This is a genomic window from Actomonas aquatica (assembly GCF_019679435.2).
GTDB lineage: Bacteria > Verrucomicrobiota > Verrucomicrobiia > Opitutales > Opitutaceae > Actomonas > Actomonas aquatica.
The window spans coordinates 2,469,300-2,486,310 of record NZ_CP139781.1; the positions used below are offsets into that span (position 1 = coordinate 2,469,300).

A 17,011-nucleotide genomic window follows, 5' to 3' on the forward strand; every position below is an offset into this window, starting at 1 on the left:
CCAATTGCCAGGGTGACACTCACACCGCGCATCCCGGCCCTTTTTCCATTACTACTATGGTCGCATCAAAACCCAAATACCCCGGCATCCGCATCACCACCAACGGAAACCAGCTGGTCTCGTCCTACACCGAGGCGCGCATCACTGACGCGGGTATCTTTTATCCGATCACGCCGTCCACCGAGATGGGCGAAATGTATGAGTTCGCGCGGGCCAAGGGTCAGCTCAACGTCTGGGGTCGCCCCACCCTCGCCATCGAGTGCGAAGGCGAGCACGCCGCTCAGGGTGGCGCCATCGCGACCAGCGTCACCGGCAAACGCGTCGTCAACTTCACCTCCGGCCAGGGCATCGTCTACGGCATCGAGCAATACTACCACGCGCCGGGCAAGCTCTCCACCATGGTCCTCGAGGTCGCCGCGCGCGCCCTCACCAAGCACGCCCTCAACGTGCATTGCGGCCATGACGACATCTACGCCGCTCTCGATACCGGCTGGATCATGCTGTTCGCCAAAGACGCCCAGCAGGCCGCCGACCAAGCCATCATTCTCCGTCGCGTCACCGAGCAGGCCCTCACCCCGGGCATGAACATCCAGGACGGCTTCCTGACCTCCCACCTCGAGCGCACCTTCCTCAAGCACGAGTCCGAGCTCCTCCGCGAATACCTCGGCTCGCCGGACGACATCATCGAGTGCCCGACCGAGGCCCAGAAGACCCTCTTCGGCCCGACCCGTCGCCGCATCCCCAAGGTCATCGACCTCACCAATCCCGCCCTGATCGGCCCCGTCCAGAATCAGGAGCACTACATGAACGGTGTGGTCGCCCGCCGAAACAACTTCGTTGAGCCCATCCTCGGCATGCTCGAGGACGCCTACCACGACTGGGCCGCCCTCACCGGCCGCAACTATGGTCTCGTCTCCGAATACAAGAACGACGACGCCGAAGTCACCTTCGTCACCCTCGGCTCCGCCGCCGAGAACATCGAGGCCGCCGTCGATCACCTGCGCGCCACCCGCGGCGCCAAGGTCGGCTCCGTGCACGTCAACGTGCTGCGCCCCTTCCCGCAGGCCGCCGTCGTCAACGCCCTCAAGGGCAAGAAGTCGGTCATCATTCTCGAGCGCACCGACGAGCCGCTCGCCGGCGACAACCCCCTCGCTCGCGAGGTTCGCGCCGCCCTCACCAAAGCCTACATCCATCCGGGCTTCCCGCACCGCAAGGGTCTGCCGGTCATCGAGCAGCACGAAGTGCCGCGTAACTTCTCCGGTTGCTACGGCATGGGCTCCCGCGACTTCCGTCCCGAGCACGTCATCGGCGCCTACGAATTTGTCGCCGAGGGCCGCGCCCGCCAGGACGGTCACACCGCCGCGCAGGGTTACACGTTCTTCAACCTCGGCGTCGACCATCCCTATTCCGTCTGCGCCGACGAGACGCCTTCCCTCCTCCCCGACAAGGCCGTCGCTGTCCGCCTCCACTCCATCGGTGGCTGGGGCATGATCACCACCGGCAAGAACCTCGCAGAGATCATCGGTGACCTCGGCACCCACGTCGCCGAGCGCGACAACGTGACCGACGCCAACGGCAACCCTCAGGAGGTCATCCACGTTTCGGCCAACCCGAAATACGGCTCCGAAAAGAAGGGTTCGCCCACCTCCTACTTCCTCACCGCCGCGCCCGAACGCGTGCGCGTCAACTGCGACCTCAAGCACGTCAACGTCGTGCTCTGCTGCGACCCCAAGGCCTTCACCCACATCAACCCGCTCGAGGGTCTGGTCGAGGGTGGCGCCTTCATCTGGGAGTCATCTGAGACGCCGGAAAAAGCCTGGACCCGTATCCCGGCCAAATACCGCCAGGAGATCATCGAAAAGCAGATCAAGGTCTACATCCTCCCCGGCTTCGACATCGCCAAGGCCGCCACCAACCGCCCTGACCTGCAGCTTCGCATGCAGGGCAACTCCTTCCTCGGTGCCTTCTTCAAGGTATCCCCGTTGCTCGAGCAATTCGGCATCTCCGAGGAACTGTTCCGCGACCTCGTCCGCGCCCAATACCAGAAGAAATTCGGCAAGTTCGGCGAGGCCGTCATCGAGTCCAACATGACCGTCATGACCGCCGGCGGTGAACGCATCCAACTCGTGCCCTACGGCCCGATCGATGCCCCCGACACCTCTTCCATGCGCGGTGAGCTCCTCCTGCCGACGAACTCCGACTGCGGTGGCCGCTGCGGCTGCACCCCGTCCGAGGAACAGGCCGAGGGTCTGCCCATGTATAAGACCGAGACCTTCGACGCGGAATTCCGCGCCGGCCTCGGCTACAACCAGCCCGCCTCCCCTCTCGCCGCCGTCGGCGTGATGGCCGCCGGCTCCGGTGCCACCGCCTCCAAATACGGCGCCCGCCGCGAGACCCCCAAATACTTCGCCGAGAACTGCACGCAGTGCATGGAGTGTATCACCTCCTGCCCCGACACCGCCCTGCCCAACACCGCGCAGGACCTGCAGACCATCCTCAACACCGCGGTCGACAACTACGTCACCGATGCCGAGCAACGCGCCGCCATCCACGCCGCCATCCCCGACATCGACGGCGCCATCCGCGAGCAGATGCTCGCCAACGCCAAGGCCAAGGAAGGTGAAACCGTCCGCGAGCTGGTGATGAACATCGTGCGATCTACGCCGTCCATCTCCGCCGACGCCGCCCTCGAACTCGACGGCATCCTCAACATCCTGCCGCTCTCCTACCTCAAGGTCCCCGCCGTGTTCCTCTCCAAGGAACGCAAGGAAAAGGGCGCCGGTGGCATCTTCTCGATCTTCGTCTCCGACCTCTGCAAAGGCTGCGGCCTCTGCGTCGAAGAGTGCGGCGATCACGACGCCCTGCGCATGATCGAGGACACCGAGGAATACAACGCCGAGCTCCTCTCGGCCACCGAGTTCCTCCGCCTCCTCCCCGACACCGACCAAAAATACCTCGGTCTCTACAACGACGCGGCCCCGGAACAATCCCGCCCCGCCGCCCTGCGGAACCACATGATGGTCAACCGCAACTACGATGCCCTCGTCTCCGGCGACGGCGCCTGCGCCGGCTGCGGTGAAAAACCCGTCCTCCACTCGCTCGCCTCGGTGACCGAGGCCTACATGCGCCCGATCTTCCACGCCAAGGCCGACCGCCTCACCGAGAAGTTCGGCAAGCTGAAGCGCGAAGGCACCACCGCCCTCGAGAAGCTCAAGGCCGAGAACCCGACCTCCTACGCCACCTGGAAACGCATGGTCGCCCATATCGTCATGGGCCTCGGCGGTGACACCGATAAGGACACCGACGCTCGCCTCGCCGCCCGCGGTGAGATCTCCGACCAGGAGGCCGTCAACGCCATCTGCGCCGTGATCAAGCAGGAGGCCTTCAACCACAAGATTATGCAGACCATCGACGGCCGCCTCTCCAACGGCATGTCCGTCATGGCCATGGGTGCCCACACCGGCTGCAACACCGTCTACGGTTCCACGCCGCCCAACAACCCGCACCCCTACCCGTGGCTCAACTCCCTCTTCCAGGATGGTGCCACCATCACCTGGATGATGGGCGAGACCTTCATCACCGACAACGCTCGCCGTTCCGTCATTCCGGAGCGTCTCATCGATCACCTCTTCGCCGGCGACGAGCTCGATCAGGCCTCCTACTTCAACTACACCCACTTCACCGACGCCCTGATGACCGACCAGGAAATCAAGGAGCTGCCCAAGGTGTGGTGCGTGGGTGGCGACGGTGGCATGGGCGACATCGGCTTCCAAAACGTCTCCAAGGTGATTCTCCAGAATCGCCCCAACGTGAAGCTGCTCATGCTCGACACTCAGGTGTATTCCAACACCGGTGGTCAAAACTCCGACCACTCGCCCATGACCGGTGGTTTCGACATGAATCAGGCCGGTGCCGCCTCCCAAGGTAAGCTCAGCGAGATGAAGAACATCGCCGAGTGTTTCCTCAACGGCCACGGCTCGCCCTTCCTCGCCCAGGTCTCCATGGCCGACTCCGCCAAGCTCTACCAGTCGATGATCTCGGCCCTCGAGTATCGCGGTGTCGCCTTCTTCCAGGCCTACACCACCTGCCAACCGGAACACGGCGTCGCCGACAACATGGCCACCAAGCAGGCCGAACGCGCCCGCGAGTCCCGCTGCTTGCCCGAGTTCGTCTTCGACCCGCGTCTCGGCGAGTCCTACGCCGAAGCCCTCTCGCTCAAGGGTAACAAGAACCCCGACCGCGACTGGACCACGCTGACCTACTCCGACACCGACGAGAAATACGCCTACACCATCGCCCATTGGGCCTGCACCGAGGCGCGTTTCCGCCAGCACATCAAGAAGGCCAGCGCCGACGAGGTGGAGCACATGGAACACCTCGAGGACGTCCTCCTCCGCGTGACCCAGCAGGATGTCGTCTACCGACGCTACAACGACCCGGCCTCCCGCGCCTACATCCCCGACTTCGGCGTCTACCTCAAGCTCGACGCCGGCAACGGGAAGCACGTCTTCATGAAGATGACCCGCCAGATGGTCCTCTTCTGCGTGGAGCGTCGCAAAGCCTGGCGCATGCTCCAGTCCCACGCCGGCATCGTGAACAAGGACTACCTCGCTCAGAAGGAGCTCCTCGCCAAGGTCGACAAAGGCGAGATCAGCATCGAGGACCTGAAGGCCAAGGGCCGCGCCCTGCTGGAAGTAGAGGCCTGATTTACTGGGGACTATCACTCATTCCCAACCCTCTCGAGGCACCGCCACCGGCGGTGCCTTTTTTGTATTGCGCTATATAACAATACTTTAGCGCCTACGTATTCCTCGCTCCCCGCCGTATGCAACCAAGTAGCGCGCTCAATCCGGTTCAGAACTGTGCCGATCATGAGGCCAGCGCTCCAGATGTCATTACCCTCACCACGTCCGCGATTTAAGCCTCTCGGCCGCCAGCTCCTGCTGTTGGTCACGATACCTCTGTGCTGTGCCCTCATCTTTGGCGCCGTATTTGCCTGGGAACGTTATCAAAAACTCCTGGCCTTTGAACACTTCGCCGAGGTGATGGCACTCGCCGACGCCATGGCTGAGTTTAATGAGGCCAATAACGCCGAGCTGGCTCTCACTTGGGCCTACAGCGGCACCGCCGTGGCCGAGAATGGCCAAACCGTAGTCGACCAAGCCAAGGCCGACCATCGCCGCACCGCAGAACAGGTCGATACTCTCTACGCCGAAGTCCAGGCCATCCACGAAGCCCTCGACAACCGCTACCGCGACCCGGCGCTGCACCCGATCATCGAAGACATCGCAGGCTACTATCAAAACCTGTCGACCCACCGTCAGCACCTCGGCGAAGAGACCAACTACTTCCGTCTGATCGCCCCCTACGTGGAGCTGCGCACCGGCATTCAGCGCGTCTTTCCCGCTCTGCTGAATGAAACGGATGACAAAGACCTCATCCAGCTCCTCAACGCTTACAACCTCTACACCGACTACCACGCCAGCGTCGTCCAATACGTCGGCACGCTCATTTGGGCGCACCAAGTCGCCGAACTCCCTCCCGGCGGCTACGCCGGGTATGAGGCCAACATCCTGGCCAGTGAGTTGCTGCTGAAACAATTCCGGCTCCTCGCCCCGTCACCCGTGCTCGCCGAGCTCGATACGATCCTGAACCGGCCCGACAACCGATGGGTCGAACAGCAAATCAAGTCCTTCCAGCACGCCGAGCGCATGCAGTGGTTCGACTTCCCCTCCGACGCCGCCGTGACCGAACACTTCAAAAGCCGCGCGGAAGGACGCTCCGTCGAACTCGGCACGATTTTGCACCGGCTACGACAGGAAATCGCCGAGCACACCCAGGAGCACATCGCCTTGCTACGGCGTGAAAGCCTCACCGCCGGCGCCACCACCCTGTTCGCCGCGCTCATCACCATCGTGATCAGCTTCCGCCTCGCCCACCGCTTGCGCAGCACCCTCAAGGCCATCACCCGCGGCATCACCGAAAGCGCCCATCACGTCTTCACCACCGCCCGCGACGTGCAACGCTCCAGCGAAAACTTCTCCCGCAGCGCGGCCGACCAAGCCGCCCTCGTCGAAGAGACCAACACCCGTCTCGAACAGATTTTGGAGGTCACGACGTCCACCGCCGAGAACGCTCGCTCTGCCACGACCTCGATGCGCTCCACCAACGACGTCATTGATTCCAGCAAAGCGACCGTCGACCAGCTCAACGTCGCCATGGACGAGATATCCACCAGCAGCGAGCGCTCGCAGCAGATCATGGAAGCCATCTCCGAAATTGCCTTCCAAACCAACCTGCTCGCTCTCAACGCCGCCGTCGAAGCCGCCCGCGCTGGCGAGGCCGGAGCCGGCTTTGCGGTCGTCGCCGACGAAGTGCGCAACCTCGCCCACCGCTCCTCCTCCGCCTCCGCCGATTCCAGCCAGCTCATCGAAAACTCCCGCCGCAACATCCACACCGGGCACGAGTTTGTCGCCGGCACCAATCAGGCCTTCGAAAACGTCGCCCGTCACGCCCAGGAGGTCATGCGCTTCGTCGCGGCCATCGACAGCGACACCATTCGCCAGGCGCAGGCCCTCGAGCACATCGAAGCCGCCGCCCGTCAAGTCGACGATACCACGCGTAACAACGCCCAATACGCGACCGAATGCGCCGAGGCTGCCACCGCCCTCAACCGACAGGCCCACACCCTCGAGCGTTACGTGCAGGACTTGTCTCAACTCGTCTATGGCACGAGCCACCACCCGTCGCCAGCGGGCTCCTCCCCTGACGTTGCCCCCACGGTCAAGTCGTCTCGCCCCCGCCCCCCCAGCCGTCCCGCCATGCCCGTAAAGTCTCCTGCCGTCGCCGACGTGACCCTATTTTAAGGCAGTCTGCCCGGCCACTCACCCCATCGTGCCCAGCCCCTCGACCAAACTCCGCACCGGTGCCCTCAGTCGTCGTCTCCTCGCGATTGTGGCCCTGCCCGCGCTCTGTGCCCTGGGCTTCAGCGGGTTGCAAGTTTGGCAACACCTGCGGGCCATCCATGAGTTTCGCACGTTCCGCGACGCCGTGACCATCGCGGAGCTGTTCTCTCAGGTAAACGAACAACACGAGATCGCGGTCGAGTCGCTCTGGGCGTTTACCCCGGAAGCCGTCGAAAACAACGGCGCCATTGTCGTTGCCGCCACCCAGCAACGCTACGAACAGGCCATGGAGGCGATGGCTGCCAGCTACGAAAATACCAAACTGCAACTCACCCAAATCGATACCGAGGCCTTCGGCACCACGTTCAATCAGGCCCTCAACGACATCGCCGCGAGCTACGCCGCGATGGAGGCGAGCCACGCTGATCTGCAGGGCACTTTCCAATACAACGACCTGACCGCTACCCCCGTCCGTTTCCGCGCCGCCCTATCGAGTGTCTTCCCCGCCATGCTCCACGAAACGAGTGACCGGGACCTCAACCTCCGCCTCGCCGCCTACAACATCTACAGCGAATACTACGCCGCCGTCGTGCGTTACTGCGGCACCATCATCTGGGCGCATCAGATCGAGGACATGCCGCCGGGCGGCTACGTCAGCTACGAACGCGACGTCGCCATCGCTGAAGTCCTGCGCCGTCACTTCCTTCTGGTAGCGTCCCCTTCCATCGCCGACCAGCTGCGTGAAATCCTGGCCACCCCCAACTCCCAATGGATCGAAGCTCAAGTTGCACTCGCCCTGCACGACGCCAAAGCGGTCTGGCACGACTTCCCCTTCGATCGCGACTACGCCCAACACGAGTTGAAGGAACGGATCGATGAACGAAAGGTTCAGCTCCACGAATTGCTGCAAGTCATGCGCGACGACCTGCGCACCTACACCACCACGCGCATCGCCTCTCTCGAACGCGAGCGCAACTTGGCCCTGGGCGTCACCCTCGCCGCGCTTTTCCTCAGTCTCGTTATCAGCCTGCGCTTCGCCCGCGGCCTCCGCACCGTTCTTGGCCAGATCACTCAGGGCATCACCGAAGGCACCCAGTCCGTGATCCGCTACGCCCAGGCCGTGCACCAATCGAGTGAGCAGTTCTCCCGCAGCGCCGTCGATCAAGCCGCGCTCGTCGACGAAACCAATCGCCGCCTCGAACAGATCCTCGACGTCACCACTTCCACCGCCGAAAACGCCCGCTCCGCCACCGCGTCCATGCGCTCGACCCACACCGTCATCGACGAATCGGGCCAGACCGTTGGCCACCTCACCGAGTCCATGCGGCATATCGCCGCCAACTCCGACCGCACCCAGGAGATCATGGAATCGATCACCGAGATCGCCTTCCAAACCAATCTGCTCGCCCTCAATGCCGCCGTCGAAGCCGCCCGCGCCGGTGAAGCCGGCGCCGGTTTTGCCGTCGTTGCCGAAGAGGTGCGCTCCCTCGCCCGCCGCTCCTCCGACGCCTCGGCCAACTCCAGCCAGCTCATCGAAGCTTCCCAAGCCGACGTCACCGAAGGCACCCGCCAGGTCGATCACACCCAACAGGCTTTTCAACGCATCGCAGCCCACGCCGCCGAGGTGATGAAGTTTGTCGCCGCCATCGACCACGACACCATTCGCCAGGCGCAGGCCCTCGAACACATCGAAGCCGCCGCTCGCCAAGTCGACGCCACCACCCGCACCAACGCCTCCAACGCCGAGGAATGCTCCGCCGCCGCCGACGCCCTCAATCAGCAAGCCTTGCTGCTCAACCGTCACGTCAGGGCTCTCGTCGCCCTCGTCGAAGGCCGTGCCGCACCGTCCCGCGAGACGCCGCCCGCTCGCGCCACCAACAAATCACGGGCGCAGGCTTCGGGCACCTCCCCTCACCGCTCCACCTCCAAGCCCGCGACCTCCGCCGCAACACCGGCCGACGTCACCCTCTTCTAAGAAGGCGTTCTACCGCCGAGGCCTTGCCGCCTCCCGCGCACCGTCGCGAACATCGCGACAGGATAGCGTTGTCGAAATCCCATCGGACCGCACGAATAGCCGGCGCCGCCGCCGTCCTTTTGCCGTCCGATGCCCGCGCTTGAGTTCACCCTTCACTTCTCCTCCGACGAGGTCCTTCGCTACTACCGCGGGCAATCCCGCCAGGTGATCGCCTACCTCGACGATGGCCGCTCGGTGCAGTTCCCCGCCTCCGCCTTGCAAAAGGTCGTGACCGAAAACGGCGTGCACGGCCGCTTTCGCCTGCTCTTCGACGAACACCACAAATTTGTGGGCCTGCAACGCCTCCCCGCGTCATTCTCCGCCTGACTCGCTCCGCCCTTCGCCTACGACTCCCAGCTTATGAAGCTCCGCGCGCCCAACGCCTTCGTTCTCATCGTCGCCATCATGGTCACCATGATGATCGCCACTTGGATCATCCCCGGCGGTCACTACGCCCGCGAAGTCCGGGAGTTTGAAGGTTACGGCAGCAAAGAGATCGTGCTGCCCGATCAGTTTGAGGTCGTCGACTCCGTGCCGCAGACGCCTTTCGACCTGCTGCTCGCGCCCATGAAGGGCGCCGAGGAGGCCGCCGAGACGCTCGCCTTCGTGCTGCTCATCGGCGGCGCCTTTGGGGTCCTCATGCAGACCGGCGCACTCATGGCCGGACTCAAATGGCTCACCCTGCGCGCTCAGGGCGCCGGGCGCTTCATCGTCATTCCGGTGCTCATGTTCGCCTTCAGTTTCGCCGGCGTGCTCTTCGGTATGGCCGAGGAGTGTCTCGTTTTCGTGCTGCTCACCGTGCCGCTCGCCATCTCCTTGGGCTTCGACGCCACCACCGGCGTGGCCATCCCCTTCATCGGCTCCCAGGCCGGTTTCGCCACCGCCTTCGTCAACCCCTTCTCCTTTGGCATCGCCAAGCAGATCGCCGAGCAACCCACCGATGTCGGCTACGGCTACCGCGTGTTCTGCTGGCTGCTCATCACCAGCGTCTGCATCGCCATCGTCATGCTGCATGCCCGCCGGGTCGCCCGCGACCCCAGCAAGAGTCTCACACCTGAGTCCGATGCCAACTGGCGCCAGCGTCTCGCCGCCGAATCCGGCGACAAGCCCGACTCCGCCGCGGTCATCTCTACCTCTCAGGTCGTCACGCTCGCCGCCTTCGGGCTCATGATGATCGTGCTCGGTTACGGCTCCATCCAGCTCGGTTGGTATGTCATGGAAATCGCCGGCCTCTTCCTCGCCATGGCACTGTTCTGCGGCCTCACCGCCCGCATGTCGTTCAACCAGATTGCCGACTCCTTCATGACCGGCGCTCAGCAACTCTGCTCCACGGCCGTGTTGGTCGCCTTCTCCCGCGCCATCGTCGTGCTCGCCGAGGACGCCAACATCATCGACACCATCCTGCACAGCGTCGCCTCGCGCATCGATCATCTCGGTCCCGACCTCGGCGTGTTTGTGATGTATAGTTTCCAGAGCTGCCTCAACTTTCTGATTCCCAGCGGCAGCGGTCAGGCCGCGCTCACCATGCCGATCATGACGCCGCTCTCCGACCTGCTCGGCATCCACCGGGAGAGCGCCATCCTCGCGTTCCAGTTTGGCGACGGCTTCACCAACATGATCATCCCCACCAGCGTCATTCTGGTCGGTGTGCTTTCCAGCGCCGGCATCGGCTACGGCACCTGGTTCCGCTGGTGGGCCAAGTGGCAACTCCTCCTCTTCGTCCTCGGCGCCCTCCTCCTCGCCGCCGCGCCGTGGAACTGAATTTCCGCCAGTAAAATCTCGTCCTGCTGCCGCTCAATACGACCAGCGGTAGCCGAGTCGTGCTGAGCGGCCTGCCCCCACCCGACCGGCCCGCACGAGCAGGTCTTCGTCCAACGCGTTCTGCACCCGCAGCGAGAGATCGTGCCGTTGTTTACCGTCTCCGGTGCGCCATTGGTAACCCAATCCCAGCGCCAGGGTCACGTAACCCGGGTAATCCAACTCGGCGTATCGAGTATCTTCATACCGCTGCACATACGACCCCATGTAAACGAGTGAGGTCGACGCGTTCCATCCCGCCAACGCCCCGTCCTGCCAAGCCAGCCGCCCCGACAGCGCTCCCGTCCAACGCGGCACCCGCGCGATCGCGCGCCCTTCCTCCTGCGGCAGATCCGGCGAACGCTCCGTGATCGAGTCCGTAAACGCCACCTTGCCCTGCACCTGCCAAACACCGGCCGGCTTCAACCGCACATCCAGCGTCGCCCCCTGAAAACGTTCCCGCCCCGCCGCGATCAACTCCGGCTGGGTCTGATCCGCATCCGCGATCGGATCGCGGTAGAGCGGGTTGCGCCGCGAGATGTTGCGGTTGACGAACGAAAACCCGTGCAGCGTGAAACTCAGCCGCCGGTCCCAGCCCATGCCTTTCAACCCGGCCTCCACCCCGCCCGTGGTTTCGTTGCCCTGAATGTCTCCCGTGCGCCGGTCCACCCGCGTCGAAGGTTCAAACGCCGTGCTGGTATTCGCATAAACCAGCAACCGTCCCGGCACCGCGATGACGTTGCCCCCCACGTGATAGGTCAGCTCGTGCGTCGTCGCCGACACCGCCGGCTGCGGCGCATTGGGCGCCTCGTCCGTGAGTTCGAGATCCACGCGATCGTGGCGCAGGCCCGCCGTGAGCACGACCCGACCACTGCCGATCGCCGCGCGCTCGCTAATCGCGTTGCCCCAATACCGCGTGACTTCCTCGCGGTCGTTGATGATGCGCCGATAACTCGCGGCACTCAGCGCCGGCCGAAACCAATCCGGCGCCGCCGGATCAAACCGCCGCACGCTCAAGGGCAACGCCGAGAGCTCCTCCGCGTCGAGGCCTCGCTGCAGACGCGAACTGTCGGCGCTGACCAACTCGGACGACACGAGCAGTTTGTGACTCACGTCGCCGACATCAAAACGCCAGGTCAGGTCACCATCCACCGCTAGCGCTCGCAGCGGCTGCGCAATATGCTGCGGCTGGCGCGTGCCGGCGAAGCGCCCCTGATCGAGCAGATAATCGCCCCGCGTAAACCGATCCTCCTCGAGCTCGCGCACCAAACCTTGCACCGACGCGCGCGTGCTCAGCGCCTTCGAGGTCTGGCCTTCGTATTGAAAACTGAAATTCGCCGTATGGCGCGACACCCCGGCGTTCGGTCCATACGTATGAAAATCCGCCATTGGCAGATAGGGGCCGAGCACCAGGCCGTTCGCCGATTCACGATAGCCGGGGACACCCGGCGACGGGTTGCCGTCGTAAGCCGCATAGTCGATCTGCCACAGGGTGCTGTGCGCCCGCGAGTGGCGCAGAGTCAGCGCGCCGCTCAACGTGAGATTATCGCGGTAGGCGAAGGCCTCCGACCCTTCCCGTCGCTCGTAGCTGAGCGCCACGCGTTGAAACACCTTCGTTTTGCCCCACTTCGCGACCGGTCCGCCCTTCTCCACCCGCACCCGCCAGATGTCGTCCGTGCTAGCGCTGGCATCCCAGCGCGTCATCGCCCGCCCCGGCGGCCGCGCCGTCATGTAGTTTTGGATGCCGCCCGGAGCCGCCCGACCCGTGACCGAGGTCAACGCGCCTTGAATCGTCTCCCGCCGCTTCACTTCCAACACCTCCGGAATGCCCGTCTGCACAAACGCGTTGCGCAGGCGCGGCGTCGGAAACCCGCGCAGGTTGAGCCGATCGGATCCGGTGGCCAAATCCGCCGCACTCGTCACCGCGATCTGCCCGAGCTCCGCCTCCACGTCGCTGCCCAGTTCGTCCTCCTCGTCGGCATCAAAGATCAGGTCATTGGAAAACGGCGGATCGCGTCGCTCCGCGTCCAGGTAGCCCATGCCGGTTTCGTCGAACGCGTCCTCCAACTCATCCGTGCGCACCTCAAATGCGTCCAGCGTCTGCACCGGTTCGCCCTCCTCGGGCGTAAGCGAAGCAGGCACTTGGGCAAATCCGGACTGCCAGACTGTGAAGGCACAGATCCAGATCGTCCAGCGGGGTAGCATGGGGCCGAGCATCACGCCGTTGACGCCTATTCCAAGCTTCAGGTTTCTCCGTCACCCGCAATTTGCGCTGCTATTTGACTGCTTCCGGGATCGACCCGACCGACCGTTTCGACGATCAATATCACTCATGCAAGCACTGGTCCTGGAACGTCAAAACGAACTCTCCCTCCGCGATATCGACATCGTTGAAGAACTCGGTCCGCACGATGTGCGCATCGACGTCAAAACGGTCGGCGTTTGCGGCAGCGACGTCCACTACTACACCCACGGTCGCATCGGCCCCTTCGTGGTTGATGCCCCCATGGTGCTCGGTCACGAGGCCGCCGGCGTGATCGCCGAGGTCGGCTCGGCCGTCACGCACCTCGCCGTCGGCGACCGGGTGTGCATGGAGCCGGGCATTCCCAATCCCCGCGGCCGCGCCACCCAACTCGGGCTCTACAACCTCGACCCCGACGTGCGCTTCTGGGCGACCCCACCCATCCACGGCGTGCTGCGCCCCTCCGTCGTCCACCCGGCCCAGTTCACCTTCAAAGTGCCGGATAACGTAAGCCTCGGCGAAGCCGCCCTTGTTGAACCTCTCGCCGTCGGCATGCACGCCGCCACCAAAGCCAAGGTAAAACCCGGTGACGTCGCCGTCGTGCTGGGCGCCGGCACCATCGGCATCGTCACCGCCCTCAGCGCTCTCGCCGCCGGTTGCAGCCGCGTCTTCATCACCGACGTCGCCCAACCCAAACTCGACCTCGCCGCCACCCTCGGCGCCATCACTCCGGTCAACATCGCCACAGAGAATCTGGCCGACGTCATCAACGCCGCCACGGCCGGTTGGGGCGCCGACATCGTGCTCGAAGCCAGCGGCAACGCCAAAGCCGCCGCCTCCGTCTTCGACGTGCTCTGCCCGGGTGGTTGCGTGGTTTACATCGGCATGCCCGGCGGTCCCATCGCCTACGATGTCGTCGCCGCGCAAATCAAGGAAGCGCGCGTCGAACACGTCTTCCGCTACGCCCATGTCTACCCGCGCTGTCTCGCGCTCATGGGCAGCGGCCAACTCAACGTGAAACCCCTCATCACCGAGACCTACGCCTTCGCCGACAGCATCGCCGCCTTCGACTACGCCAAGGCCCCCAAGCCCACCTCAGTGAAGGTGCAAATCGAGCTGTAACAGGTTTTCTGTTACAAAAAGCAACAGAGGGGAACAGCACCGTCAGCCAGTTGGTTTTTAACCACGGATGACCACGGATAGCTTCGCCTACCGGCTACGCACCGAAGTGCGTGGGCTCGGGGAGCGGCTCTATTCCTCCCTGTTTCCTTTTGTAAGATTTTTCAGGTAGCGACTCCACCAGCCGACGCACTGCTCTTGGAAGAAGCCGCGAGACCCATGGCGCGTTCACAACTGTTTTCGGCTCAATAGCTAACTTTGTTACTGCGATCGTCGCCTCCAAGCAATTCGATCCGGCCACTGGCCCCCAATTCTAAGTCGCTACCCCGCCATGAATATTGCCAAAGCCGTCGAGATTTGCAGCACGAGCCTGATCCTCAAGCGCATCGCGAGCGCCTATGTCATCGACTACCGAAATCTGACCGATGACGAACTAAAGGCAGCTCTGATTAAAACAGCCCCCCAATACTATTACCCTGCCAATCTATCCGTTGCCATCAACGACGTCTTCCATACCGGCGATCGGCAGCATCGCATTTTGGGTCGGGTCATCCTCAAAGAAATCCTCCTCAATCAGGATGGATTCATCTCCTGCGAAAAGGAGACATTCGAGTCGGTCGTAGCTTACGAACAGACGATCATTGATGCCGCGAACGAGAGTCTCCTCCAAAACGCCGCCGCCAGAAGCGATCATCTCGACTTGTTCAAATTCGTTGTCGAAACCGCGTGGCTCCAAAACGCCGACATCTCCGTCGACGAATTCAACCTCATCGAAAAACTTCGTGTGCGGATGAAACTGACGGAAAGGGAACACCGCGTGGTGGAAGCTTCGCTCAACCGCTTTCCCAAACCAAACAACGAACTCCACACTCGCACTGAAGTCGAAGAAACTCGCCGCCTCCTTCAGAGCAAAGGACTCCTTTTCTCGATTCGAAACGAGGACGGGACGGACTTCGATGTCGTCCCTGACGAGATCGCCGGTCAGCTCCGCCAGATCTTCGGAATTCGTCTAAAGCGCCACGGGTATGACGAACTGCTCAACTACAAAGCGGTGCGCTCCAAGAGCTATCTCACCACCGTGCTTCAGAAGTCCGAAATTGATCTGAACAAGGGGCTCTCACTACCGAATCTGCAACACCTCGTCCAAGCTCACATTCGCCCCGAAGTTCTGCTCGGCGGTCTGACTCCCAGAGACGGACTTGAGCTTGAAACGCTCAAAAAATGGTGCGCAGAGCTCTCGTTGATGGTGTCCGGTTCGAAGGCAGAGATCATCGAGCGAATCATTGAATTCTACGATGGACTACTGGTGCGCACAGAGACGGAGGGCGACCCGCGAGCAATCTGGTATGAGCATTTCGAAAAACTAGCCGCTAGGGACCTCCATTTTCTCCGCAGCCAGCAACTCATCGAAAAAGACATCGAGTGCGAATCACACTTCGAGGATGCAACCGACTTCTTGTTTCAGAAGAGGCTGCTCCACAAGCCACTGAAGCTAATCGGATCGGCCCATGCTGACGGTGTGCTTTCTTTTCGGGACAAGGTCATCGTTTGGGACAACAAATCGAAAGAAAGTCCGGTCCATCTGAAAGACCACCTTCGTCAGTTTGAAACCTACATCCGTAATTCTGAAAGACCCGTCGCTGGCTTTTGGGTGATCGGCCCAGACTTCACGACTGAATCCCAATCCCTCGCGATGCAGTTTACCGTCGACTGTGGTGCGACCATCACGCTGGTGAAAGCCTGCGACCTCAAACACATCGCTGAGGCATGGGCCAAGCGGAACGAGAAGAAATCGGAAGAACCTTTCCCCCTCGGCTACCTTATACAACCGGGTTTGATGAACCCTGCGTTGATTGTGATAAACTAACCAGCAAGGGCACGGGATGGTTCGTAACCTGGAAACCCAGCCTGGCGTCACTTCCCCAGTCACCTCACCACTTCCTGCTCAGCGGTGAGCTGCCCCTAGGGGGGAACCAGTGCAGGCTGAAGGCTTCGCGCTCTTCGTTTCCTTCTGTAAGAAAATCAGCTGCCTCCCGGCCTCTGTTAACCTCCGTTTCCTCCTGTAAATTTTCCAACCAAGTGGCCGGTGTCACTCCGCCAGCCACCGCACCGCTTCCTGCGCGGCGGTGAGGCCCATCGCCCCCGTCACCCAGACCGCCGTGCCGAAGCCACTGGCGCAGTCGAGCTTCAGGTTGCTCCCTGGCTCGGCTTCCGTGCTGCAGGTGCCGTCCGCCCAAGGGTAAACCGGCTTCTCTGCCGACCACACACAACGCACGCCGTAGCGATTGCCTTCCCCGCGCGCGAAGCCGTGGTCTTTGCGCAGTTTGCGCCGCACCATCTTCAGCAGCTCGTCGCCGCCCGCTTCGCCCAAGTCACCCACGCGCAGCTGCGCGGCGTCACGTTTGCCGCCTGCCCCGCCCACGGTCACACACCGCTTGCCCAGACGGACGCAGGCCGCGATGAGATCGGCTTTGTTGGTCGTGCCGTCGATGGCATCGACCACGATGTCGAATTCCGGCGCCAACAGACGGTCGGCGTTGCTGGCCGTGATGTATTCACTCACCGGTGACACGACGCAGCTCGGATTGATCAACCGCACACGCTCCGCCAACGCCTCCACTTTCGGACGGCCGAGATTGCCGTCCAGCGCCGGGAGCTGGCGGTTGGTGTTGGTGATGCACAGGTCGTCGAGGTCGATGAGCGTGAGGTGTCCCACGCCGCTGCGCGCCAGGCCTTCCACCGTCCACGAGCCGACGCCTCCCACGCCAATCACCACGACATGCGCAGCCTGCAAACGCTCAAGCGCCGCCGCCCCAAAGAGACGGCCCACGCCGCCGAAACGATCCGCGTAATCCGAGTTCATTGATTTCGTTGGGTTGTAGCCGGCCTCGGTGAGGCCGGACCGGGGTCAGCGCCCCCGGCTACAGTTGGCCG

At 63.0% G+C, this 17,011-nt stretch carries 9 protein-coding genes; 7 read left to right on the forward strand and 2 right to left on the reverse strand.

The genetic code is table 11. The features are described from left to right. The first annotated feature begins 56 nt into the window (after positions 1-56). The 5 genes from K1X11_RS09765 (at position 57) to K1X11_RS09785 (ending at position 10,680) form a co-directional block, all read left to right on the forward strand. Positions 57-4,706, forward strand: a complete 4,650-nt coding sequence (locus K1X11_RS09765; RefSeq protein ID WP_221032154.1) for a 2-oxoacid:acceptor oxidoreductase family protein — start codon at positions 57-59, stop codon at positions 4,704-4,706. A gap of 240 nt (positions 4,707-4,946) precedes the next feature. Next, the gene (locus K1X11_RS09770) at positions 4,947-6,866 is read left to right on the forward strand and encodes a methyl-accepting chemotaxis protein (protein ID WP_305082560.1); all 1,920 of its coding nucleotides are present in this window, start codon (positions 4,947-4,949) and stop codon (positions 6,864-6,866) included. 28 nt (positions 6,867-6,894) lie between these two features. Then, entirely contained in the window at positions 6,895-8,880 is a 1,986-nt protein-coding gene (locus K1X11_RS09775) for a methyl-accepting chemotaxis protein (RefSeq protein ID WP_221032155.1), read from the forward strand. A gap of 129 nt (positions 8,881-9,009) precedes the next feature. Next, complete coding sequence (locus K1X11_RS09780; protein WP_221032156.1) at positions 9,010-9,246, forward strand: DUF2835 domain-containing protein; 237 nt, start codon at positions 9,010-9,012, stop codon at positions 9,244-9,246. Between the two features lie 33 nt (positions 9,247-9,279). Further along, positions 9,280-10,680 (forward strand): YfcC family protein, encoded by a 1,401-nt coding sequence (locus K1X11_RS09785; protein WP_221032157.1) that lies wholly within the window; start codon positions 9,280-9,282, stop codon positions 10,678-10,680. Between the two features lie 33 nt (positions 10,681-10,713). On the opposite strand, the gene K1X11_RS09790 is transcribed toward K1X11_RS09785, so the two are convergent. Continuing rightward, positions 10,714-12,921: a TonB-dependent receptor gene (locus tag K1X11_RS09790; protein WP_221032158.1), complete on the reverse strand. Its 2,208-nt coding sequence runs from the start codon at positions 12,919-12,921 to the stop codon at positions 10,714-10,716. A gap of 127 nt (positions 12,922-13,048) precedes the next feature. Here K1X11_RS09790 and K1X11_RS09795 point away from each other — a divergent pair, with 127 nt between their 5' ends. After that, on the forward strand, positions 13,049-14,080 hold the full coding sequence (locus K1X11_RS09795; RefSeq protein WP_221032159.1) for an NAD(P)-dependent alcohol dehydrogenase: 1,032 nt from the start codon (positions 13,049-13,051) through the stop codon (positions 14,078-14,080). A 328-nt stretch (positions 14,081-14,408) separates the two neighbouring features. Then, positions 14,409-15,944 carry an SAP domain-containing protein gene (locus K1X11_RS09800; RefSeq protein WP_221032160.1) on the forward strand — a complete coding sequence of 512 codons (1,536 nt, stop codon included), beginning with the start codon at positions 14,409-14,411 and terminating at the stop codon, positions 15,942-15,944. A gap of 222 nt (positions 15,945-16,166) precedes the next feature. Here the strand turns inward: K1X11_RS09800 and K1X11_RS09805 are convergent, their stop codons facing one another. After that, positions 16,167-16,940, reverse strand: a complete 774-nt coding sequence (locus tag K1X11_RS09805) for a tRNA threonylcarbamoyladenosine dehydratase (RefSeq protein ID WP_221032161.1) — start codon at positions 16,938-16,940, stop codon at positions 16,167-16,169. Positions 16,941-17,011 lie beyond the last annotated feature (71 nt).